Annotated in this window: 21 protein-coding genes and 1 pseudogene; 8 read left to right on the plus strand and 14 right to left on the minus strand. The window is 29.0% G+C overall.

The genetic code is table 11. From position 1 onward, the window contains the following. Positions 1–57 precede the first annotated feature (57 nt). Both AC34EU_RS01280 and yihA read left to right on the plus strand, forming a co-directional pair. On the plus strand, positions 58–825 hold the full coding sequence (locus tag AC34EU_RS01280) for an alpha/beta fold hydrolase (RefSeq protein ID WP_487533182.1): 768 nt from the start codon (positions 58–60) through the stop codon (positions 823–825). 3 nt (positions 826–828) lie between these two features. After that, positions 829–1,425, plus strand: a complete 597-nt coding sequence (gene yihA / locus AC34EU_RS01285; RefSeq protein ID WP_489666573.1) for a ribosome biogenesis GTP-binding protein YihA/YsxC — start codon at positions 829–831, stop codon at positions 1,423–1,425. A gap of 2 nt (positions 1,426–1,427) precedes the next feature. Here the strand turns inward: yihA and gldC are convergent, their stop codons facing one another. Next, positions 1,428–1,760 carry a gliding motility protein GldC gene (gene gldC / locus AC34EU_RS01290; protein WP_487533180.1) on the minus strand — a complete coding sequence of 111 codons (333 nt, stop codon included), beginning with the start codon at positions 1,758–1,760 and terminating at the stop codon, positions 1,428–1,430. After that, a complete protein-coding gene (gene gldB / locus AC34EU_RS01295; RefSeq protein WP_487533179.1) occupies positions 1,751–2,752 on the minus strand; it encodes a gliding motility lipoprotein GldB in 1,002 nt (333 codons plus the stop codon). Before gldB ends, gldC begins: the two co-directional genes overlap by 10 nt. A gap of 45 nt (positions 2,753–2,797) precedes the next feature. On the opposite strand from gldB, the gene nadE reads away from it, so the two are divergent. Continuing rightward, positions 2,798–3,589 (plus strand): NAD(+) synthase, encoded by a 792-nt coding sequence (nadE, locus tag AC34EU_RS01300; RefSeq protein WP_487533178.1) that lies wholly within the window; start codon positions 2,798–2,800, stop codon positions 3,587–3,589. On the opposite strand, the gene dnaG is transcribed toward nadE, so the two are convergent. The 11 genes and pseudogenes from dnaG to AC34EU_RS01355 all read right to left on the minus strand — a co-directional run. Next, positions 3,584–5,557, minus strand: coding sequence for a DNA primase (dnaG, locus tag AC34EU_RS01305; protein WP_487533177.1), 1,974 nt, complete (start codon positions 5,555–5,557; stop codon positions 3,584–3,586). The genes nadE and dnaG overlap by 6 nt on opposite strands. A gap of 23 nt (positions 5,558–5,580) precedes the next feature. Further along, a complete protein-coding gene (locus tag AC34EU_RS01310) occupies positions 5,581–6,561 on the minus strand; it encodes a polyprenyl synthetase family protein (protein WP_487533176.1) in 981 nt (326 codons plus the stop codon). Between the two features lie 31 nt (positions 6,562–6,592). Further along, entirely contained in the window at positions 6,593–7,657 is a 1,065-nt protein-coding gene (gene rlmN / locus AC34EU_RS01315; protein WP_487533174.1) for a dual-specificity RNA methyltransferase RlmN, read from the minus strand. Positions 7,658–7,662: 5 nt separating this feature from the next. After that, positions 7,663–8,712 carry a tRNA preQ1(34) S-adenosylmethionine ribosyltransferase-isomerase QueA gene (gene queA, locus AC34EU_RS01320; RefSeq protein WP_487533172.1) on the minus strand — a complete coding sequence of 350 codons (1,050 nt, stop codon included), beginning with the start codon at positions 8,710–8,712 and terminating at the stop codon, positions 7,663–7,665. A 77-nt stretch (positions 8,713–8,789) separates the two neighbouring features. Next, positions 8,790–10,010, minus strand: coding sequence for a 3-phosphoshikimate 1-carboxyvinyltransferase (gene aroA, locus AC34EU_RS01325; protein ID WP_489666527.1), 1,221 nt, complete (start codon positions 10,008–10,010; stop codon positions 8,790–8,792). A gap of 3 nt (positions 10,011–10,013) precedes the next feature. Continuing rightward, entirely contained in the window at positions 10,014–10,340 is a 327-nt protein-coding gene (locus tag AC34EU_RS01330; RefSeq protein WP_487533169.1) for a nucleotide pyrophosphohydrolase, read from the minus strand. A 4-nt stretch (positions 10,341–10,344) separates the two neighbouring features. Beyond that, a complete protein-coding gene (locus AC34EU_RS01335) occupies positions 10,345–11,040 on the minus strand; it encodes a YjjG family noncanonical pyrimidine nucleotidase (protein ID WP_487533168.1) in 696 nt (231 codons plus the stop codon). Beyond that, positions 11,037–12,329 carry a DUF7033 domain-containing protein gene (locus AC34EU_RS01340; RefSeq protein ID WP_487533167.1) on the minus strand — a complete coding sequence of 431 codons (1,293 nt, stop codon included), beginning with the start codon at positions 12,327–12,329 and terminating at the stop codon, positions 11,037–11,039. The genes AC34EU_RS01335 and AC34EU_RS01340 overlap by 4 nt, the downstream gene beginning before the upstream one ends. A gap of 50 nt (positions 12,330–12,379) precedes the next feature. Then, complete coding sequence (locus AC34EU_RS01345) at positions 12,380–13,297, minus strand: Mur ligase family protein (protein WP_487533166.1); 918 nt, start codon at positions 13,295–13,297, stop codon at positions 12,380–12,382. Positions 13,298–13,303: 6 nt separating this feature from the next. Further along, positions 13,304–14,311 (minus strand): GTPase ObgE, encoded by a 1,008-nt coding sequence (obgE, locus tag AC34EU_RS01350; protein WP_487533165.1) that lies wholly within the window; start codon positions 14,309–14,311, stop codon positions 13,304–13,306. 1 nt (position 14,312) lies between these two features. Continuing rightward, positions 14,313–14,900, minus strand: a pseudogene (locus AC34EU_RS01355) (adenylate kinase); the annotation flags it as partial. 78 nt (positions 14,901–14,978) lie between these two features. Here AC34EU_RS01355 and AC34EU_RS01360 point away from each other — a divergent pair. Genes AC34EU_RS01360 through AC34EU_RS01370 form a run of 3 tightly spaced genes read left to right on the plus strand, consistent with a single transcriptional unit; the run spans position 14,979 to position 18,640 of the window. Continuing rightward, positions 14,979–16,133 (plus strand): 5-(carboxyamino)imidazole ribonucleotide synthase, encoded by a 1,155-nt coding sequence (locus tag AC34EU_RS01360; RefSeq protein WP_487533164.1) that lies wholly within the window; start codon positions 14,979–14,981, stop codon positions 16,131–16,133. A 1-nt stretch (position 16,134) separates the two neighbouring features. Continuing rightward, positions 16,135–16,620: a 5-(carboxyamino)imidazole ribonucleotide mutase gene (gene purE / locus AC34EU_RS01365; protein ID WP_487533163.1), complete on the plus strand. Its 486-nt coding sequence runs from the start codon at positions 16,135–16,137 to the stop codon at positions 16,618–16,620. A 1-nt stretch (position 16,621) separates the two neighbouring features. Then, positions 16,622–18,640, plus strand: coding sequence for a M3 family metallopeptidase (locus tag AC34EU_RS01370; protein ID WP_487533162.1), 2,019 nt, complete (start codon positions 16,622–16,624; stop codon positions 18,638–18,640). Here the strand turns inward: AC34EU_RS01370 and AC34EU_RS01375 are convergent. Then, positions 18,618–19,433, minus strand: a complete 816-nt coding sequence (locus AC34EU_RS01375) for a hypothetical protein (RefSeq protein ID WP_487533161.1) — start codon at positions 19,431–19,433, stop codon at positions 18,618–18,620. The two genes, AC34EU_RS01370 and AC34EU_RS01375, sit on opposite strands and share 23 nt — an antisense overlap. Positions 19,434–19,551: 118 nt before the next feature. Between AC34EU_RS01375 and gcvP the strand changes: the two genes are divergently transcribed. Beyond that, complete coding sequence (gcvP, locus tag AC34EU_RS01380; protein ID WP_487533160.1) at positions 19,552–22,410, plus strand: aminomethyl-transferring glycine dehydrogenase; 2,859 nt, start codon at positions 19,552–19,554, stop codon at positions 22,408–22,410. A gap of 113 nt (positions 22,411–22,523) precedes the next feature. Further along, positions 22,524–23,582: a 3-oxoacyl-ACP synthase III family protein gene (locus tag AC34EU_RS01385; protein WP_487533159.1), complete on the plus strand. Its 1,059-nt coding sequence runs from the start codon at positions 22,524–22,526 to the stop codon at positions 23,580–23,582. Positions 23,583–23,617 lie beyond the last annotated feature (35 nt).

The following is a 23,617-nucleotide window of genomic DNA, read 5'->3' on the forward strand; positions in this document are numbered from 1 at the left end:
AATTAAAGTGCTATATTGGAAACTAATTGAATATATTTGTCAATTCAGAACATGAAAATGAATCATTTGAATCTAATAGAAGAGAACTCATTTAAGTATGTTCAATCCGGAGAAGGGCAGCCAATAATAATCCTGCACGGATTGATGGGAGGACTGAGTAATTTTGATAAAGTATTGTTGTATTTTCCACAAAAAGGATATAAGGTTATAATGCCAATACTTCCCTTATATGACAAACCAATACTTGAAACAACTGTAAAGGCGTTTGCAGAATACTTAAATGACTTTTTATTGTATAAAAAATTAGATTCTGTTATCCTTCTTGGAAATTCCTTAGGCGGACATATAGCCCTATTTTTTGCCAAAATATTTAAACCAAAGGTTATTGGACTTATTCTTACAGGTAGTTCGGGTCTCTATGAAAACTCTATGGGTGATGGATATCCAAAACGCGGTAACTATAATTATATTAAAACAAAAACAGAAGAAGTGTTTTTTAATTCAAAAATTGCAACAAAAGAACTAGTTGATGAGGTTTTTGAAACAGTTAATGACAGAAATAAATTAATTAAAACACTAACTATAGCCAAAAGTGCCATTAGACATAATATGGCTAATGATCTTCCAAATATTAAAAATCCAACATTAATAATCTGGGGTAAACAGGACAGTGTAACCCCTCCCAGTGTTGCAAAAGAATTCGACAGCCTTCTTCCTAACTCAAGTCTTATTTGGATAAACAACTGTGGACATGCACCAATGATGGAACATCCAGATGAATTTAACACCCTTGTTTTTGAATGGCTTCAAAAAAAGAGATTTTGAGTTATGAAAGTTACAAGCTCTGAGTTTTTAATAAGTAATTCGAATGTTAATAAATGTCCCAGTAATAATTTATCTGACTATGCCTTTATAGGTAGATCTAATGTCGGTAAATCTTCATTGATAAATGCTTTATGTAATAAAAAATCATTAGCTAAAACTTCCTCGAGACCTGGTAAAACTCAATTAATAAATCATTTTCTGATAAATAATAGTTGGCATTTGGTTGATCTGCCTGGCTATGGATATGCAAGAACATCAAAAACCCAAAAGAAAATATTTCAAAAGTTTATAACTGAATATTTTAATGAAAGAAAGCAATTGGTTTCTGCTTTTGTTTTAATTGACATAAGACACGAACCCCAACCTATTGATTTAGACTTCATGTATTGGCTAGGGGAAAAAGAAATTCCATTTTCGATAATTTTTACTAAATCAGATAAATTAAAACCTAATAAAATAAAAATAAATATTGAAAATTATTTTAATAAAATGAATGATCAATGGAATTCTTTTCCAGTTCATTTTATTACTTCTGCCGCAAAAAAAAACGGCATTAAAGATGTTTTAATATACATCGACCAACTTAACGGTTTAAAATAAAATTACTTTAAGTCCATTTTTTCAGCAAAATAATCACAAAAGTCATTCATTGTTGAAGTCATCTTTTCATCTTGAGTTGCTCTATGAAATGTATTGGTCATGCTAATCAAGCTTTGATGAAAAAACTGTTTCATCTCATTTAAAGGCATCTCTTTTACCCAAAGATCCATTCTAAGAGATTCTTTACTTTCTCCATCCCAAAAAGTTAAAAGCATAGCCATAGCCTCCTGATTATTCACTCCTCCATCAGGAGCAGACCATTTTATACTTTCAGGTATTTTGTTTTCATCTAAACTAACATTAATTGTAATTGGGGCTTGTTTTTTTACTGCCATATTCTTCTTGGTTTGTACTTTGATTTATTAAATAATTCTTCTGCTGGAAGATCTAATATTTCATACAACTCAGCATCAGGAAACTCATCTGAATATGATCTTACTATCTGCCAGCCTATCCATTGGCCAATTCTACCCGGAGAATCGTTGTCTATTTCTAGATAAAATTTCGAAAAAGGTGCTGGAAGAAGAAATCTATCATCTAGCCTGTCGTCTGTATCATATAATAATTGTTTTTCAATAATATATTGCCATATAAATAATTCATTTTTATTAACCCAAGTATTTTCTTCTTCGGAATAGTTGATTTTAACCGCATCACTACTATGCATCATTATTATGTCTTTAAAATATAATTGCTTTCCGTAAAATATCATTTTAGATAAAAAATTTCTTTCTGAATGTTTTATAATTGTTTTATTGGCATATTTTTCTGCAATATTTGACAATAAATAATTTATATCCATACCATTCTTTACAAAAAGAGGGATTCCATCATACAGACTATGATTTGCACCCAAATAAGAGTCAATTGAAATTATAAGTAACGTGTCTGCTAATATTAATTTATTTTCATAGTCAACATTATTAATCACAGAAATAATTCTGGGCACTTTAACTTGAGGAAACTCGTATTTTAAATGTTTATAAAAGTGAGACATGTCATCCTCGATTTCGTTAAAATCTTTAAACTTATTAGTTACAGCCTTTTTCAGCAAATTGTATAAGGTGTCATTAGACTTATTTAACCAGAAAGTATTTGAATAATTACTAGGAAACAAAAAAGGATATTTTTTCTTTATGTTAGAAATATTTGATTCAGATAAAGTGTCAAACACTTCATCAAATCGATCAACCTTAACTTTAACTTCAATAGAGTTAACTTTAGTTTCTTTATTATTAATATTATTACACCTTATATTTAATAAAAATATAGTAAAAAAAAGAAAAGTTGTAAAACGATACTTTTTCAAATTGAGTTTAGCTTTCAAATTTTTATCTTTGCACAAACTTACACTCTATAATAGAATTATTAAATGAAATCTCCTGAAAAAGTAAAAAAATATATTGTTAATTGGCTTAAAGAATACCTTGTTAACTCAAAACAAAAAGGTTTTGTCGTAGGAGTTTCAGGTGGAATTGATTCTGCTCTTACTTCAACATTATGTGCGTTAACTGAGTTTCCAGTTCACGCCATTGAAATGCCAATTCATCAAAATAAAAATGAAATTTCTAGATCAAAAGATCACATAAAATGGCTTACCTCTAATCATGAAAATGTTAAGTCGTTTTCTCATTCTCTCACAAATGTGTTTGATACATTCAAAGATGAGATTGAAATAGAAAGAAGAGGGAAACTAGATTTGCTTAGCCTAGCAAACACAAGAGCCAGGTTAAGAATGGCTACTTTATATTATTTTGCAGGGTCTTATAAATGCATAGTAGCTGGTACTGGGAATAAAGTTGAAGATTTTGGAGTAGGGTTTTATACGAAATATGGAGACGGAGGAGTAGATATAAGCCCAATAGCTGACTTAATAAAATCGGAAGTTTTTTCATTAGCATCTCATTTAAATATAATAAAAAGTATTTTGACTACAAAACCCACTGATGGTCTTTGGGATGACGGAAGGACAGATGAAGATCAAATTGGAGCTAGCTATAAAGACTTAGAAAAGGCAATGGAATTAATTGAAAGAAAAATCCCTGATAATAATCTAACCGAAAAAGAAGTTAAGACAAGAAAAATATATCAAAAACTTAACTCTCAAAACAAACATAAGATGTTGCCAATTCCAGTATGCAATATTCCAAAAAAATATTTATAGGACTCTATTAAGCTTATTTGATACAATCTTTTTTAATGAATTATAATTCATTATATCCTCTAATAAGTCTTTGTTGTTGATTGACTCATCCTTAACAAGTTCACTTTTCAAATCATTAATTTTTTCATTAATTAAATTTTTCCTTAATGATAAAATAGTCTCACTAACTAACTGACCAATATCTTTAGTTTTACTTTTAACAAAAATATTTTTTGTTTCCCAAGAATGCAAGAAATATTTTTCAGTTTCCATAATTATATCAGTTACAACCAAATTTAAATCACTATTATTAGAAAAAATTAATTTGTTTATTGCAGAATCAGCTTTTGTTTGATATGCTGAAATAAGCTGGGAAAATAGTTTTCTGAAAATAGGGTCAGCCAATTCAATTTCATCCTCTTGTAAATCAAGAAAAATTTTCTCATACACCTTAGATTTAATTTTTTCAAAACTTTCTATTAGCACTCCTTCTTCATTTGGTTTAACAACAATATCCTCATATTCAGCTTCTATGTGCCCATATTGTAAAAGAATTGAAATGATTTGTTTTTCTAGATTATATAAATCATTAATTTTTTTTAAAGGAGTTGTTTTTTTGAGAACTGTTTGAGGAAGTTGATATTTTTTTACATTTTTATTTCTATGTTTTTTATTATTTTCTTGAGCAAAAGCGCTAAACAAAACCTCTTCACTTACATCCATGATTTCAGAGCAGCTTTTTAAATAAAATTCTTGCTGAATTATATCTGGAATTTTAGAAATACTTTCAATCATATCTCTTACAGTAGATGTTTTTTTAATAGGATCATTTTCAGATTCATGAAGTAAGAGTTTAGCTTTAAATTGAATAAAATCTTTTGCATTATTAATTAAAAAATCTTTTAAATCAGAAGAAGAACTACTCTTAGCAAAGCTGTCAGGATCTTCACCGTCGGGAAAAGTACAGACTCTAACATTAATACCTTGTTCTAAAATTAAATCTACACCTCTTAAAGCAGCTCTTATTCCAGCCGGATCTGAATCAAACAAAACTACAATATTAGAAGTCAGTCTTTTAATCAATCTAATTTGGTCAGAACTAAGAGCAGTTCCTGATGATGAAACAATGTTTGTTATACCAGATTGATACATTTGAATCACATCTGTATATCCTTCAACTAAATAGCAACAATTCTCTTTTGCTATAGATTGTTTAGCCTCATATAAACCATACAAGGTTTTGCTTTTATAGTAAATATCACTTTCAGGTGAATTAATATATTTTGCAGTTTTTTTATAACTTGACAAGGTTCTTCCTCCAAAACCTTGAATGCGCCCTGACATAGTTCTAATAGGGAAAATCACTCTTCCTCTAAAACGATCCACATTACTTTTTTGAATTTCATTAGAAATGACCAAACCTGTTTTGATCATAAATTCTATTTTATATCCATTTTTTAGAGCATCGTTTGAAAACACATCAATTTTATCTGAAGAATAACCAAGTTTAAAAAATTTTATAGTTTGATCACTAAACCCTCTTTCTCTGAAATAAGTAACTCCAATTGATTTTCCCTCCTCTGAATCCCATAATGATTTTTCAAAAAAATCAGAAGCATATTTTGAAAGAAGATACATGCTCTCCCTATCATCATTTAGCAGCTTTTCTTCTTCAGTTTGCTGAGTTTCCTCAATTTCTATGGAATACTTCTTAGCTAAATAACGAATCGCTTCAGGGTAAGTAAAATGCTCATGTTCCATTATAAATGCTATAACGTTTCCGCCCTTTCCACTACTGAAATCTTTCCAAATCTGTTTTACAGGCGAAACCATGAAGCTTGGTGTGTTTTCCTTTGTAAAAGGGCTGAGTCCTTTAAAATTTGCTCCTGACTTTTTTAATGACACAAAATCACCAATAACCTCCTCGACTCTGGAAGCTTCATAAACTTGATCAATCGTACTTTTATTTATCACCTTTAGGTTTTTCATAAAAGTATAAAAAAGTATAGTATTTATACTTTTCTCTCAACAACATAATTAACCATTAATTCTAGAGAATCTCTATATTCACTTTTAGGAAAATTATTTAAAACCTTAAGCGCTTTATTTTTATACAAATACATGGTGTCAGAAGCGTATTTGACACCCCCTAATTTCACAACTTGATCAATAACTTTTTTTATACTTTTTTTGTCATTATTTTTATTTTTAATAATATTAACTATCCATTTCTTGTCTTTTTGTTCTGCAATATTAATTGCATAGATAAGTGGTAATGTTAATTTTCTTTCTTTAATATCTATCCCTGTAGGCTTTCCAATTTTAGTTTCTCCGTAATCAAAAAGATCATCCTTAATCTGAAAAGCAACCCCTATCAATTCCCCAAACTCATGAAGTTTAAGAACTTCATCCTCAGAGCTATTCACTGATTTAGCTCCTACTGCACAGCACGCAGCTAAGAGTGATGCTGTTTTCTGTTTGATAATTTTAAAATAAATATCTTCAGTGATATTCAGTTTTCTTGATTTTTCAAGTTGCAACAACTCACCTTGACTTATTTCACGAACTGCTACAGAAATGATTTTTAATAAATCAAAATCCTCATTTTCTATAGAAAGAAGCAAACCTTTAGAAAGGAGATAATCTCCAACTAAAACTGCAATCTTATTTTTCCAGAGAGCATTGATGGAAAAAAAACCTCTACGCAGACTGCTATCATCAACTATATCATCATGAACTAAAGTTGCAGTATGAATTAACTCAATTACCGCAGCTCCTCTATATGTTCTCTCATCAACTTCACTTTCTTTTGACAATAGCTTAGCAGAAAGAAAAACAAACATGGGTCGCATCTGTTTCCCCTTTCTTTTTACTATAAAATGAGTTATACGGTTTAAAAGAGCAACTTTTGACAACATAGAATCTGAAAATTTCTTTTCAAAGAGCTCCATCTCTTTATAAATTGGTAATTTAATACGCTCAGTTATTTTCATATTTCAAATATAAACCATATGAAATAGACTTTTATTGAGCTCTGGAAAATTCATTAATCTTATTAGCAAGCTGACCGCAAGCTGCCTCAATATCTTGCCCTCTTGAATGTCTTATTGTAACTGTAATATTAGCTTTTTCTAATGCATTCTTATATTCATTTATTTTTGATTTTGAAGCCTGAATAAATTTCGAATTACCAATCGAGTTATATTGAATTAAATTTACTTTGGAAGGAATTTTTTTACAAAAGTTGATTAATGATACAATATCTTCATTTTGATCATTAATACCTTTCCAAATAATATATTCAAAAGTCACAGACTTATTTACTTTTTTATACCAATATAGAAGTGAATCCATTAAATCATCAAGTGGAAAGTTTTTTGTAAAAGGCATTATTTGTTCTCTTATAGATTGTCTAGCGCTATGCAAAGAAATAGCTAAACCAAATTTAACTTTATCATCAGCTAATTTTTTTATCATTTTAGGAATTCCAGATGTAGATAAAGTTATTCTCCTAGGAGACATTCCTAAGCTTTCTGGTTCAGTAATTTTTTTTATTGCTAATAAAACATTTTTATAATTCATTAATGGCTCCCCCATTCCCATAAAAACAATATTTGTCAAAGACCGTTTATGATAAAGCATACTTTGTTTATCTATAGCAACAACCTGATCATAAATCTCATCTGGATTAAGGTTTCTCATCCTTTTTAGGAGAGAAGTTGCACAAAAAGAACAATCTAAACTACATCCAACTTGAGAAGAGATACAAGCTGTGATTCTTTTTTTTGTTGGAATTAAAACTGATTCAACTAATAAACCATCGTGCAGTTTTACAGAATTTTTTATAGTTCCATCTTTGCTTTTTTGTTGAAGGTCAATTAAAATATTATTAATTATGAATTTTTTTTCTAAAATTACTCGAGTAGTTTTAGAAATATTTGTCATTTTACTAAAGGAAAAAACATTGTTTTTCCATAACCAATTATAAACCTGTTTAGCTCGAAAAACTTTTTCACCAATACTTTCAAAAAAAGATATTAATTCTTCTAATGAGAGAGCCCTTATATCTTGTTTGACTTGACTTTCCATTTTTACTAAAGGATAAGCATAGCATCTCCATAAGATGAAAATCTATATTTTTCTTTTTTTGCAACATTATAGGCATTCATAATCATATCGTGATCTGCAAATGCAGAAACCGTCATTAAAAGTGTAGATTTTGAAGTATGAAAATTTGTTATCATACAGTTTGCAATGGAAAATTTATGAGGTGGAAAAAGAAATTTATGAGTCCAACCGTCGTGAGGCTTTAGGGTTTTTATTGAAGAAACAGAGCTTTCTAGTCCTCTCATTACAGTAGTTCCAACAGCACATATTCTTTTTTTACTTTTCAGAGCAGTATTTACAAGATCAACCGCTTCGTCTTCAATAATCAACTCTTCTGAATCCATTTTATGCTTTGAAAGATCTTCAACTTCAACAGGATTAAATGTGCCTAATCCTATATGAAGAGTTAATTCTGCTAAATTTATACCTTTAATTTGAAGACGTTTCAGAAGGTGCTTTGAAAAATGGAGTCCTGCAGTTGGAGCTGCAACTGCTCCCTCATGTTTTGCATAAATAGTCTGATACCTTTCTTTATCTTGCTCTTCAATAGCTCGATTTATATATTTTGGGAGAGGTGTTTGTCCCAACTCATTTAACTTTACTCTAAATTCAGAGTATGTGCCATCAAATAAAAAACGTAATGTTCTACCCCTAGATGTTGTATTATCAATAACTTCAGCAACTAGTGATTCATCTTCACCAAAATATAACTTATTTCCAATTCTTATTTTTCTAGCTGGATCAACTAAAACATCCCACAATCGCTGATCTGTATTAAGCTCTCTGAGTAAAAAAACCTCAATTCTAGCTCCAGTTTTTTCTTTGTTTCCATACAATCTAGCTGGAAAAACCTTTGTATTGTTTAAAACAAAAACATCATCTTCATCAAAATAGTTGATCACATCTTTAAAGGTGTGATGTTCGATTTTTCCATTACTTCTATCCAAAACCATCAAACGAGACTCGTCTCGAATGGGAGTTGGATGTTGAGCTAATAAAGAATCAGGAAGTTCAAAATTAAAATTAGTTAGTTTCATTTTCTATTTATTTTTTGAATTGCAAATATACTATCCTGAGATAGGCAAAGTCAAGTAAATATCAAATTATATTAATTTCAAACATATCGAAAACCAATTTTATGTAAATCATTCCAAAAATCTGGGTATGATTTATTAACGACACTGGCATCCTCAATCATTAAAGATGTTTTTATAGCTAGAGGAGCAAATGCCATTGCCATTCGATGATCTTGGTATGTGGAGACTTTAATATTTTGATTTAATTTTTTTGAAGATTTAACATGAATACTTTCCTCTGTTGTATGAACATCGGCTCCAAACTTTGTTAATTCTTTCTTTAATGCACTTAAACGATCTGTCTCTTTTATTTTTAGAGTATGAAGTCCGTGTAATTCAGAATCTATACATAACCCAATACAAGTTACCGCTATTGTTTGTGCTAGGTCAGGAGAATTAATTAAGTTTAAGGAAATAAGTTTTGGGTTTTTAAAATCAGATAGTTTTTCAATAACTAAAGTATCCCCTTCAAACTTGGAAGAAACTCCAAGTTTTTCATAAATTTCTATTAGACAATCATCGCCTTGTAAAGATTTTTTTTTATAACTATTTAATCTAATTATTGAGCGTTCAGATAAAGCAGCAATACTATAAAAATATGACGCAGAACTCCAATCTGACTCAATAGTTATTGTTTGATTACTTATTGTTTCTTTATTAAATATTTTTATTTTTTTATTTTCAAACTCAACTTTTACTCCTATATTTTTCAGGAGTGACTCGGTCATTTTTATGTAAGGTAACGAGGTTATTTTACCAGACAATTCGATTGTTAAACCATTCAATATTTTTGGAGCAACAAGCATTAAAGCAGAAACATATTGACTACTAGTAGATGAAGACAGTTTTACAAAACTCTTTAAAGGCTTTGAACCTTTAATTCTTATTGGAGGAAATCCATTTATTTTTTGATACTCGATTAATGCTCCTAAATCTTTTAAAGCATCAATAAGAATTTTAATTGGTCTGTTTTGCATTCTTTCAGACCCCGTCAATACAATATCACTATTTAACTTAAATGCGTAATATGCAGTCAAAAATCTCATAGCAGTTCCTGCATGATGAATATCAATATTTTTTTTAGAAGACTTAAGAGCATTTATAATCATATTAGTATCATCCGAATTAGAAACATTATTTAATTTAATATTTGGATAAATTGCTTGTAAAAGAAGCAATCTATTTGATTCGCTTTTAGAGCCTGTAATATATATTTTTCCTGAAAAATTATTTGGCTTATATAATAACTTGATATTCATTTACTAATTCAATTTTTTATTTAAACGATGACGTTTGTTATCTCTTTTTGTTTTCGATTTAAGCTTTTTGTCAAATGCCTTCTGTAAATCTATATCTGTTTGATTTGCTAAACACATAATTACAAAAACAACATCAGCTAATTCTTCTCCTAAATCTTTATTTTTATCTTCTTCTTTCTCACTTTGCTCACCATATCTTCTTGAAATTATTCTAGCAACCTCACCTACTTCCTCTGTTAATTGTGCCATATTAGTTAGAATGTTGAAATATCTTACACCGTGTTTAGAAATCCACTCATCAACTATTTTTTGATAATTTTTGATATCCATATTTTTAATTTAATAATTTATGTAATTCCTTTATAGAATTTACGATTGTACATTTTTCATGTTTGGGTTCATTAGTTGAGTTGAAATGAATTGCATTCATACCAACGTTAAGGGCTCCCATAACATCTGCAAAAAAGTCATCTCCTATCATTAAGCAGTTTTTAGGGTTTTCTTTAACAAGACTTAGAGCATAGTTGAAAATTTTGCTGTTAGGTTTTTTTGCTAAAGAATTTTCTGGATTGATAATTTTATCAAAATAAGTAAGTATTTTGGAATTTTTTAATTTCATATACTGAACATCTTCAAATCCGTTTGTAATTATATGCAAATTATATTTTGGCTTTAAATGTTTAAGCAAATCAATAACTCCCTCAAATAAAAAAGTTTGTGTAGGAAGAGTTTTCATGTATTCACAAGAAATTTCATCAATAAATTTTGCAGTACTATTAAACTTTAAGGCTTTAAAAGTTTCTTTCAAACGAATTGTCCTTAATTGTTCTGCACTTATTTTATTTTCACTGTAATAGTCCCAGTACTTATGATTAATTGGAATATAAAATGTTAAAAATTTTGAATGAGAAAAAGGAAAGCTTCTGTTATTAAAAATATTTTTAAAAGCTAAGGAGGAGTTTTTTTCAAAGTCCCATAAAGTATGATCTAAATCAAAAAAAATTGTATTTACTTGATTAATAAATTTCATATTTCATTAATAAACTTTAAAAAAGAGGAACGCCATAAAAGATTTTCTGAAGATTGTGATAATAGTTTAGGGGTAAAAGCAAAACAAAATATTGAATTTTCTAGAGGTAGTTTTAAAAGATATTCTTTCATAACTTCAAAAGCATTTTTAACTGATAATTTCCTTAAAGCAAATTCAGTGATTGCAACAGGGTAAACCTTGAGAGAGCTTTGAACTTCATTTATTAAATCATAATAATAAAATGGGATCGAAGTACTTGCTCTATAACCAATTTGATCAATGTAACCCATACTATAATCCTCTAAAACTTCACTTTGAACCAACATTGGGTATATTTCTGAAATTGATAAAATTCCTAAATTAAGTCTAACTTTTTGAGAATTTCTATGCGTTAGCTTTGTTAAATTCTTCATTTCATTTTTTAGAATTTTTATATTTTTTTGAGCAAAAGAAGAAACCAATAAACTAATGAAAATTTTATCCGAAATATTTTTAATTAATAATTTATATGAAGAGTTGAAAATTGAAATAGCACCAATATCAATACTGTGCTGGGTATATCTGAAAAAACCAAGAAGATCAATTTTGATGTTGTTAAACTGATCTGTTATAAAATCATACTCCAAGTATGGGTCTTTTGAAAGACGAAATAACACATAAACTTGATTAATCAAATTTTTAAAATTTAAATTCCAAATTGAATTTAGTGCTTGGAAAAATGATAGAAAAATTGATTTATTTTGAAACATATATGGTTCAGAAACTTCAAAGACTGGAATTATATTTTTATTTTTTTTTGATTCTTTTATTGTGGTTTTGAATTTAATATTTATGATTTCAGCTAATTCAATTACCCATATATCTATAATTGGCTTATCTAAAAAATTATTTTTAAACGCTATACTTTCTTCAAAACAGAATCTACCACTAGCATCTTTTAAGTGAGGTAAATATTCTTCATAACGACTTATTAAATAAAAACTTGCTGCAAAAATATCAAATGGCATAGCTGATTCAGCATTAACTTGAAAAAAAATAGGATACTTTTCAGTGTTTGAAACATTAATTGAAATATCTTGAATTCCTTGATCAATTAAAAATGCTGTTGAATAAAAAAATAACTCATTACCCAAAGGCTTATTTGAATAGGAGAATTTCGGTCCATTATGTGCTACAAAATCTTCAACAGATCCAGTCAAATTAATTTCTAATTCAAGCATCCTGAAAAAAATATGTTTAAAAACATACCGAATCCTTGGAGTTATTTTAGGGGTATAAACCAAAAGCATTTTAAAAGAAATTTTTAGATTTAGCTAAAATAAGGATTTACTATCATTACTTAATCTCCTTGGTAGCTAATTATAGCTTCATAAAAATCAGATTGGTAAATTCCTATGAGTTGGCATGCCCATAGCGCTCCTCCAATATTAATAAGACTATAGTCATTGTGAGAAATTAATGGATAATTCCCTTCTTCTGTTTGTAAATTAACAACCCCTTTAAAAATAACGCTTCTTGGACTAGAGTAACTCTTTTTTTTAATAGTATGGTTTGAATTTTTAACTAAATTATTTGTTTGATGATCATTCTCATTATAAATTAAAGTTCCTCCAGGGACTATATTATCTATTAATAAAGAAAAATACTTTTTATAACCCTCAAAAGAAGAATGTCTTTCAACATGTTTCCAAAACATAGATGTTATTATTGCTAAATGAGGATTAAAAAATTCAAATTTAGATAAATTATCAATTTTAGGTAAAATGTTTTCATTTCCTTCAATAATTATAAAATCATTCTCTTTAGATAAATGAATTGAAGAATCAAACGCTGAAACTTTTTTATTGATAATAAAATCAAAAGAGAAATCATGAAATTTTAAAACATGTAAAATAATAGATATTATAGAAGTTTTCCCATAGGTTCTTCCAGCAACTAAAACTCTAGTTTTTTCTTTTGAAAAATAGTTAATAAACTGTGTAATAGAAAATATCTTAATTTTCAGACTTTCAGCTCTTACAAATTCTGAATTATTGTTATTTAAATTAGAACCCAATATAATAAAATCAATGTTTTTAGTTATATTATTAGGGCGCCATCCTTCATAAAAGTTTAAATTATTTTTTTTGAAATTTTCTTTCAAACTCAATGAAATGTTTTCTTCACTAATAGACACTTCAAAATCAATATTTTTAAGAGCAGTTGCTAGACTTATAGTCTGTTTATCTATAGCTGAAATAAAATGGATTTTTTGCACCTCAAATTATTTCACTTCATTTAAAAGATTCCAAAGACCATCCTTGAGAAGGTCAAGTCCTCTTTTTGAGATAGATGAAATTAAAAAATGTGGAATTTTATCAAAATAATTTTTCATTTCAATTTTATACTCCTCGAATAATTCGTCATCTAATAAATCACACTTAGTTAATGCAATTGCAAAATTTTTATCTAATAATTCTGGATTATATTCCTTTAATTCCGCTATTAAAATTTCAAAATCTTTTTTAACATCTTTTGAATCACATGGAATCGTAAATAATAAAATTGAATTTCTTTCTATATGTCTCAAAAAATAATGCCCTAATCCTTTTCCTTTTCCCGCTCCCTCAATTATACCAGGGATATCTGCAATTACAAAAGATCTGAAATCACGATAAGGAACAATACCTAAGTTTGGTTTAAGTGTTGTAAATTCATAATCAGCAATTTTTGGTTTTGCTCCAGTTACAGCAGCTAATAATGTTGATTTTCCAGCATTAGGAAAGCCCACTAATCCAACGTCTGCTAAAACTTTAAGTTCTAGAGTTACAGCCAATTCTTTTCCTTTTTGTCCTGGCTGTGCATATCTTGGAGTCTGTCTTGTAGAAGATTTAAAGTGCCAATTACCCAGACCTCCTAATCCACCTTCAAGAAGAATGACTTCTTGTTTTTTTTCTGTAATCTCAAATAGCGTTTCATTAGTATTTGAGTCTTTAAAAACTGTTCCAAAAGGCACCTCTACATAAATGTCCTGACCTTGAGCTCCAGAACTTCTATTTTTACTGCCATGCTCTCCATGACCTGCTGAAAAATGTCGCTTAAATTTAAAGTGATATAGTGTCCATAAATTAGAATTAGCTCTAATTATCACATGCCCTCCTCTTCCTCCGTCACCTCCATCGGGTCCACCCTTGGTGATAAATTTTTCTCTATGAAGGTGAATTGAGCCTTTTCCTCCATTCCCAGAGTCTACATTTAACTTTACATAATCCACAAAATTACCTTCTGTCATTTTATTTAATTTGATTAATCAAATTAATTAATCGATTTTTTATTTCATCAATTGTTCCAATGCCATTAATATTAAACAATTTATTCATGGAGTTATAATATTTTTTTAATGGAGATGTTTTTGTGTTATATTCATTAAAGCGATTACGGATTTTATCAATATCTTGATCATCGGTTCTTCCACTTAACTGACCTCTTTTAATTAATCGTTCTTCTAGAATAGAATCCTCAGCTTCCAAAGAAATAGTGGCTGTTATTTTCATGTTAATGGATTTCATAAAAGAATCTAATGCCTCAGCTTGCGAAATTGTTCTTGGAAAACCATCAAAAATAAAACCATTAACATCATGATTTATATTAACCTGATTTATTAACATTTCAATAGTAACTTGATCTGGAACTAAACCTCCTTTATCAATATAAGACTTAGCTAAAAGACCAAGTTGAGTTTTATTTTTAATATTATTTCGAAATAAATCGCCAGTAGATATATGAACTAAATTATAATTTTTTTTTAAGAATTCTGCTTGTGTTCCCTTTCCAGATCCAGGTTTTCCGAATAATATAAGATTAATCATATAACTAAAATTAAAAACCAAATATACCCAATTTGTTTAGCAATTTTCGAATCACCAAAAGATATACGTATTTTTGACAAAAAGTATTGAATGAATTTTTTTTCAACAAATAAAAAACTTGGAATTTTAGGAGGTGGGCAACTTGGAAAAATGTTACTGTACAGTACTCGAAAATGGGATATAAGAACCTTTGTTTTAGATCCTAATTATGAAGCTCCAGCAAAGCTGGCCTGTGATGTTTTTATTCAAGGAGATTTGACAGATTATCAAACTGTCTTAGATTTCGGAAAAAAAGTTGATATTTTAACAATTGAAATTGAAAATATTAATATAAAAGCCCTTTATAAACTTAAAAAAGAGGGAGTTAAAATATTTCCTCAACCCGAAATAATTGAAATTATTCAAAATAAATCTTCACAAAAAGAATTTTATATAAAAAATAATATTCCAACTTCAAACTATAAAAGTTTTTCAAATTTGGAAACTTTGAAAAATGCTATAGCAAAAGGAAGCCTTTCCTTTCCATTTGTTTGGAAAGCATCCGAAATGGGATATGATGGATATGGAGTTTCCGTAATTAAGAAAAATAAAGATTTAGAAAATCTTCTAGATTGTGATTGCATTGCTGAGGACTTTGTGCCTTTTAAAAATGAGCTTTCTGTAATTATAGCTAGACGTGAACAAGGAGAAACTAAAGCATATCCTGTTGTTGAAATGGAGTTTCATCCAACTGCTAATCAAGTAGAATATGTTATTTGCCCTGCTAGAATTTCAAGTGAAATCAAATTAAGGGCAAAGAAAATTGCTTTAGAAGTTTCGAAAAAATATAAACATATAGGCCTTCTTGCTGTTGAGATGTTTTTAACTGAGACAGGAGAAATTTTAGTCAACGAGGTCGCACCAAGGCCACATAATTCTGGACATTTAACAATTGAATCATCATATACAAATCAGTTTGAACAGCATATTAGAGCAATTTTAAATCTTCCATTGGGTGATAGTGGTAATAAAGTATCAGGAGTTATGGTAAATCTAGTTGGAAAAGAAAATCATAATGGGCCTGTTGTTTATAAAAATATTGACCAAATTCTTGCAATAAACGGAGTTACTCCTCATATTTATGGAAAGAAACAAACTCGTCCGTTTAGGAAAATGGGACACGTGTCAATAGTTAATAAAAGTTTAGATAAAGCAAGGCAAATTGCAGAAGAAGTTAAATCAATAATTGAAGTAATCTCTGAATAAAATGGAACAAGTAGGAATTATAATGGGTAGTAAATCAGATCTTCCAGTAATGAAAGAAGCGATTGAAATTTTAAAAAAGTTTAATATAATTGCTGAGGTTGATATAGTGTCCGCCCATCGAACACCCTCTAAACTCATGGAATATGGTGAGAATGCTCATAAAAGAGGTTTAAAGGTTATTATAGCTGGAGCTGGAGGCGCAGCTCACTTACCAGGAATGATTGCCTCTTTAAGTCCTTTACCTGTTATTGGTGTTCCAATAAAATCTAGTAATTCCATTGATGGATGGGATTCAATTCTCTCCATACTACAAATGCCCAGTGGCGTTCCAGTTGCGACCGTTGCATTAAATGGTGCTAAAAATGCTGGGATATTAGCTGCTCAAATTATTGGTGTAGATTCAAATGAAACCCAAAAAAAAATAATTGATTACAAAAACGAATTATCTCAAAAAGTAATTGATAGCTCAAAAAATATAAATAAATAAATTGCAAAACCCTCTTCTTACTGAATTTCAAACTCCTTTTAAATCAGCTCCTTTTTCAAAAATACTTCCAGAACATTTCGTTGAAGCTATTCTGAAAAATATCAATGATTCTATTTCCTTGATTGAACTTATATCGATCCAAAAGGAAATTCCAACTTTTGATAACACAATTAATGGCTTACAAGAATCAAGTAAACAATTAGGTAGAAATGTAAGTTTATTATTTAATTTGAATAGTGCTGAGACCTCTCCTAAATTGCAAGAAGTCACACAAAAAATTGCACCACATTTAAGCAAATACAAAAACGATATACTTTTAAATAAAAAACTTTTTAAAAGGGTAAAATTTGTTTATTTAAAGTCTGATAAATCAATACTATCTCCTGAACAAAATACTTTATTAGAAAAAGAATTTAATGAGTTTGTTAGAAATGGAGCATTATTGTCAACAAAACAAAAAGAAAAATTAAGACAAGTAGATGAAATTCTAGCTATAAGATCTCTTTCTTTTGGTGAAAAAATACTAGCTGACACTAATATCTATTTACTTCATATAAAAAATGAAAAAAAATTAAAAGGACTTCCTGATTTTTCAATAAATGAAGCTAAATCAAAAGCAAAAAGCAAAAATTTAAAAGGATGGGTTTTTACTTTAGACGCACCAAGCTATATACCATTTATAACTTATTCAGAAGTAAGAAGTTTGCGAAAAGAAATTTCTATAGCATATGGAAGCAGAGGTTATAGAAAAAACGAGAATAATACAATCTTATTAATTGAAGAAATAATAAAACTGAGACATAAAAGATCGAAAATTCTTGGTTATAAATCTCATGCTGATTTTGTCTTAGAAGAAAGAATGTCTCTGACAGAAAAAAATACAAATTATTTTATAAGTCAGCTATATTTAAAGTCATTTCCTTTTGCTAAAAAAGAATGGGATGAATTAACCTTGTTTTCTAATCAAAATTTAGGGATAAACAAACTTGAAAAATGGGATATCGCATTTGTGACAGAAAAATTAAAAAAATCATCTTTAGAACTGGATGAGCTTGAATTAAAAAAATATTTTTCGCTAGATAATGTTATTTTGGGTCTATTTAAAATATTGAATAAACTTTACGGCTTAAGTTTTAATATTAATAATAAAATAGAAGTTTATGCTAAATCAGTTAGAGCTTATGAAGTATATGATCGAAATAATAATTTTAAATCTTTGCTATATTTGGATTTATATCCAAGAGCAGGTAAAAGAAGTGGAGCATGGATGACCAGTTATGTTGGTCAAAAAAAAAATCAAAGACCACATATTTCTGTAGTTTGTAATTTTCCGGTTCCTAATAAATCAAAACCATCTCTAATTAGTTTTCAAGACGTAACAACACTATTTCACGAATTTGGACATGCTCTTCATGGCATTTTAGCTAATACGTATTATGAAAGCTTAAGTGGAACAAATGTCTTATGGGATTTTGTTGAGTTACCTAGTCAAATAATGGAAAACTGGTGTTATGAAGAAGAGGCATTAAATATTTTTGCTAGACATTATAAAACTAATAAACTAATACCTAAATCATTTATAAAAAAAATAAAGGCTATTAGTTATTTCCAGCAAGGAATTCAGAACCTTAGACAACTTGGCTTTGCATCACTTGACCTGAGTTATCATTCAATGAATTCACATGAAATTAAAAATATAAAAAAACATGAAGATTTGATTTTAGATAAATTTAATTTTATAAAACCATACAAAGATCAGTGCTTAAGTTCTTCATTTTCTCATATATTTCAGGGAGGTTATTCTGCTGGTTATTATAGTTATAAATGGGCAGAGGTATTGGATGCTGATGCGTTTGAAATGTTTATAGAAAATGGTATTTTTAACTCTAAAGTTGCTAAAAAATTTGAAGATAATATTCTTTCTAAAGGGGGGACAGAACACCCTATGAAACTTTATAAGAAATTCAGAGGCAAAGAGCCTGATCCAGAAGCATTGATTAGAAGATCTGGTTTAATATAAGCAAAGTAAATATCCAAATTATTGGAATTCCCTCAACCCAAAACCTTGTGAAGCTTAAAGGTTTATTGGTAGATGAAATTAACAATGCATAGCCTAGAACTAAATAAATAAAAAATTCAATAATTTTAAATATCAAATTGATTTCAATGACAAAATAAAGCAAACAAGTATTTAATGTTAAAAGTAGAATCCCTAATAATTTACTTTTAAAAACTCCAAACCTTTGGGGCAAAGTACCAAGCTCACTATCATCTATGTTAATATCTCGAATCTCGAACGGAATTGTAGCAACCAAAACGAAAATAAAACGTTGAATACCCAAAATAACATTTTGATTGAACTCAAGAATATTCATCTGACTTGTTAGAGAAACATAGCTTACCAAAGTCCATGAAAAAGCAACTAAAAAAATCTTAACACCATTTGAATTTCTCAAATTTATTTTTGAAGAAGGATTTGGAATAATATAAAAAATTACTAAAATAAAACTCAGTATAAAAACAACTTGTGTTAACAAATGAGTATAAAAAAAACACCATATACCAATTAATAATGACGAAAAAGTGATAAAAATTATTTCTTTTGAAACCAGTGTTTTGTTTTTTAAAAACATTGATCCATACTTTATTACATTATATCCAACAACTGATGAAGTAAACACAAGTCCATCTAGATAAAGGTTTTCAGTTGAATTAAAATAAATAAAAGACACTTTATATAAGGCCCAAACTGCAAAAGAAACATGTAAACTGCTTAGCAAGTAAAAAGAATAAAGGGTTTTAAGTAGTTTCATTTTGTAAAACTAAACAAAGTGCTTTTTTATTTTATTTTTTTAGTTGAAAAATTTTTAAAATAGATGTACATATCTAAATAATACAATTAAATTTTGAACTATTTTTGAAAAAAAAAGAATGAACACAGATCTTTTTGAATCAAGACATATTGGGCCTAGTTCAGATGAAGTAAATAAAATGTTGAAATCACTAGGGGTTAAAAATTTAAATGACTTAATTGATGAAACAATTCCAAAAAGTATTCAATTAAAAAAACCCCTGAATCTTCCTGACGGAATAAGTGAAAATTATTTTTTAAAACATATAAAAGAAGTAGGTGAAAAAAATAAAATTTTTCAAACATACATAGGGCTTGGATATAATCCTTCCATTACACCAGCTGTAATTCAAAGAAATATTCTGGAAAACCCTGGATGGTACACTGCATACACTCCATATCAAGCTGAAATTGCTCAAGGCAGATTAGAAGCTTTATTTAATTTTCAAACAGTCATTTGTGATCTTACGTGTATGGAAATAGCAAATGCTTCTTTATTAGATGAAAGCACATCTGCAGCAGAGGGAATGACTATGTTACATAGTTTTTTTAATTCAAAAATTAAAAAACTTGGTGCAAATAAATTTTTTGTCCATGATCAAATTCTTCCTCAAACATTATCGGTTTTAAAAACAAGAGCAACACCTTTAGAAATAGAACTAATTGTTGGTAATCCTGAAACCTTTGAATTTAATGAAAATTTTTATGGAGCTTTAATTCAATATCCAGGAAAACATGGTGAAATAGTAAATCTTCCGGAGATTACAGAAAAACTCAAATTAAAAGATATTAAATGTATTGTAGCTGCTGATATTCAAAGCTTAGTTTTGTTAGAGGGACCTGGATCTTATGATGTAGATGTAGTTGTTGGAACTACTCAGCGTTTTGGAATTCCGCTTGGCTATGGAGGTCCTCATGCAGCATTTTTTGCTACAAAAAAAATATATAAAAGAAGCATACCTGGAAGAATTATTGGGCAAACCAAAGACACGGATGGTAATCCCGCTTTAAGAATGGCTTTACAAACAAGAGAACAACATATAAAAAGAGATAGGGCTACTTCAAATATATGTACAGCTCAAGTTCTTTTAGCTGTAATGGCAGGAATGTATGCTGTTTATCATGGGCCCGAGGGGTTAAAGTATATTGCAAATAAAATACATGATAATGCAAAAAAATTGGAAAAAATGCTAAATAATATTGGTATTAATCAATTAAATAAGTTTTATTTTGACACCCTTAAAGTTAATGTTGAATCTGAAGAAATTAGACTAATTGCAGAAAAAGCTAAAATTAACTTAAATTATATTGATAATAATACTGTGTCTATTTCATTAAATGAGACAACAGATAAAATTGAATTGGAGGCTTTATTCAAAATATTTAGTATTTATGCAAATAATTTAAATAAGAAAGAAAAAGAAAATCATATTTCTCTAATTAGAATCCCTAAATCAACGACTAGAGTAAAAAGTTTTATGACTCATTCTGTTTTTAATTCTTATCATTCTGAGACAGCGTTAATGAGATATATTAAAAGTCTTGAATTAAAAGATTTAGCTTTAAATCATTCTATGATTTCACTTGGATCATGTACAATGAAGCTAAATGCAGCAGCAGAAATGCTTCCTTTAAGCTCACCTAATTGGAACAGTATTCATCCTTTTGTTCCAGTTAATCAAGCTAAAGGGTATCATAAAATTTTAAAAGCTTTAATTTCTCAACTAAATGAGATAACTGGATTTCACGCAACTTCAATTCAACCAAACTCTGGAGCTCAAGGAGAGTATGCCGGTTTAATGGTTATAAGAGCATATCATCTTTCAAGAGACAATAGACATCGTAATATCTGTTTAATCCCAGCTTCAGCTCATGGAACTAACCCAGCTTCAGCTGTAATGGCAGGAATGAAAGTTGTTGTTATAAATACAGATAAAAATGGAAATATTGATTGGAATGATATTAAAGAAAAGGCTGAGCTTTACAAAGAAAATTTAGCAGCTTTAATGATCACATATCCATCAACTCATGGAGTTTTTGAGAGTCATATTCAAAAGATAACAAGACTTATTCATGATAGTGGTGGACAAGTTTATATGGATGGCGCTAATATGAATGCACAGGTTGGTTTAACTAGTCCTGCTATTATTGGTGCTGATGTATGTCACCTAAACTTACACAAAACCTTTGCAATTCCTCATGGAGGAGGTGGGCCTGGAGTTGGACCCATATGTGTAGCAAAACATTTAGCATCATTTCTTCCATCTAATCCTATTATAAAAACAGGAGGTAATAAAGGAATAAACGCTATTGCTGGGGCCCCATGGGGGTCTGCATTAGCTTGTATTATATCTTATGGCTATATAAAAATGCTTGGGAAAAATGGATTGAAAAATTCTACTAAAATAGCCATCTTAAATGCAAATTATATAAAAAAGTCGCTCGAAGGTGCTTATGAAATTTTATATACTGGAGAAAATGGAAGGGCTGCTCATGAGCTAATAATAGATTGCAGGAGCTTCAAGAAAAAAGGCGTTGAAGTTGTTGATATAGCAAAAAGACTAATGGACTATGGTTTTCATGCTCCTACTGTATCATTCCCTGTAGCAGGAACAATGATGATTGAGCCTACAGAAAGCGAAAACTTGAATGAAATTGACCGTTTTTGTAAAGCGATGATTTCTATTAGGTTAGAAATTGAAAGTGATAACCCAGATGGAATAGAAATTCTTAAAAATGCACCTCATACTTTATCAATGATTACTAATGATTCCTGGCCATTCAAATACAGCCGAAAGAAGGCAGCTTTCCCTTTAGATTTTGTAAAAGAAAATAAGTTTTGGCCAAGAGTTAGAAGAGTTGATGAAGCATTTGGGGATCGTAATTTAATTTGTAGCTGCACTCCATTAAATGAATATCAAAATATTGATAATCAATGATTTATAAACATATTTTGTAATCTATTATAATTTTAAAAAAAAATGAACATTACAGTTAATTTAGTTTTTATTGTTAATAGAAATGTAAATATTAATAGTATTGTCAATATATGATGAATTCAAAAATAATTGGGACCGGAAGCTATATTCCATCTGAAGTTAAAAATAATAATGCTTTTCTAGATCATTCATTTTTAGATATTGAAGGAAATAAAATTCAATCTGAAAATGAGGAAATCATTGATAAATTTGAATCAATTACAGGGATAAAAGAAAGAAAATATGTAACTAACGGCATGAAATCTTCTGATATAGCTACAGAAGCATCCATAAGCGCTATTAAATCATCATCTGTTAACCCAGAAACTATTGATTACATAATTTTAGCTCATAATATTGGAGACGTAACTCAAGGATCAAATCAATTAGACGCTATGCCTTCACTGGCATCTAGAGTGAAGTCAAAACTTGGAATAGAAAACCCTAATTGTGTCGCTTACGACATCTTATTTGGCTGTCCAGGTTGGCTAGAAGGAGTTATTCAAGCTAATGCCTTTATAAAAGCAGGAATTGCAAATAGATGTCTAGTTATAGGATCTGAAACTTTATCTCGAGTCATTGATTCAAATGATAGAGATGGAATGATTTTTGCCGATGGAGCTGGAGCTGTAATTATTGAATCTTCAAATAAGAGTGATGGAGTTCTAAGTCATAAAACTGTTACTTACTCTAATAATGATGAAGCAAACTATATATGCTATGGAAAATCAAATAACTTAAACTCCGATGATACTAAGTACATTAAAATGCAAGGGAGAAAAGTATATGAATTCGCATTAAACAAAGTCCCTAATGCTATGAAAAAATGTTTTGACGAATGTGGTCATGATATAAAAGATTTGAAAAAAATATTTATTCATCAGGCAAATCTAAAAATGGATGAAGCTATTGTTAAACGTTTTTATAAACTATATGACCTAAAAGCTCCTAAAGATGTTTTACCGATGAATATTGAAGTGTTTGGTAATAGCTCTACTGCAACAATTCCAACACTTCTAGACTTAGTTATAAAAAAAAAGTATAATGGTCATGAAATAAAAAAAGGAGATATAATTCTTTTTGCTAGTGTAGGAGCCGGAATGAACATAAATGCCGTTTCTTATCAATACTAATTTTTATTTCACATATAGTTTTTTCCTTTTTGTAT

The organism is Candidatus Marivariicella framensis, from assembly GCF_982709265.1.

Coding starts and splice junctions, on each gene's coding strand:
- yihA (WP_489666573.1), top strand. CDS start 829: ATGAAAGTTACAAGCTCTGAGTTTTTAATAAGTAATTCGAATGTTAAT.
- AC34EU_RS01335 (WP_487533168.1), bottom strand. CDS start 11,040: ATGAAATTTATTAATCAAGTAAATACAATTTTTTTTGATTTAGATCAT.
- purE (WP_487533163.1), top strand. CDS start 16,135: ATGGAACAAGTAGGAATTATAATGGGTAGTAAATCAGATCTTCCAGTA.
- gldC (WP_487533180.1), bottom strand. CDS start 1,760: ATGGCAGTAAAAAAACAAGCCCCAATTACAATTAATGTTAGTTTAGAT.
- AC34EU_RS01340 (WP_487533167.1), bottom strand. CDS start 12,329: ATGCTTTTGGTTTATACCCCTAAAATAACTCCAAGGATTCGGTATGTT.
- dnaG (WP_487533177.1), bottom strand. CDS start 5,557: ATGAAAAACCTAAAGGTGATAAATAAAAGTACGATTGATCAAGTTTAT.
- AC34EU_RS01360 (WP_487533164.1), top strand. CDS start 14,979: ATGAATTTTTTTTCAACAAATAAAAAACTTGGAATTTTAGGAGGTGGG.
- AC34EU_RS01330 (WP_487533169.1), bottom strand. CDS start 10,340: ATGGATATCAAAAATTATCAAAAAATAGTTGATGAGTGGATTTCTAAA.
- rlmN (WP_487533174.1), bottom strand. CDS start 7,657: ATGGAAAGTCAAGTCAAACAAGATATAAGGGCTCTCTCATTAGAAGAA.
- queA (WP_487533172.1), bottom strand. CDS start 8,712: ATGAAACTAACTAATTTTAATTTTGAACTTCCTGATTCTTTATTAGCT.
- aroA (WP_489666527.1), bottom strand. CDS start 10,010: ATGAATATCAAGTTATTATATAAGCCAAATAATTTTTCAGGAAAAATA.
- AC34EU_RS01375 (WP_487533161.1), bottom strand. CDS start 19,433: ATGAAACTACTTAAAACCCTTTATTCTTTTTACTTGCTAAGCAGTTTA.
- obgE (WP_487533165.1), bottom strand. CDS start 14,311: ATGACAGAAGGTAATTTTGTGGATTATGTAAAGTTAAATGTAGACTCT.
- AC34EU_RS01385 (WP_487533159.1), top strand. CDS start 22,524: ATGAATTCAAAAATAATTGGGACCGGAAGCTATATTCCATCTGAAGTT.
- AC34EU_RS01280 (WP_487533182.1), top strand. CDS start 58: ATGAATCATTTGAATCTAATAGAAGAGAACTCATTTAAGTATGTTCAA.
- nadE (WP_487533178.1), top strand. CDS start 2,798: ATGAAATCTCCTGAAAAAGTAAAAAAATATATTGTTAATTGGCTTAAA.
- AC34EU_RS01310 (WP_487533176.1), bottom strand. CDS start 6,561: ATGAAAATAACTGAGCGTATTAAATTACCAATTTATAAAGAGATGGAG.
- gcvP (WP_487533160.1), top strand. CDS start 19,552: ATGAACACAGATCTTTTTGAATCAAGACATATTGGGCCTAGTTCAGAT.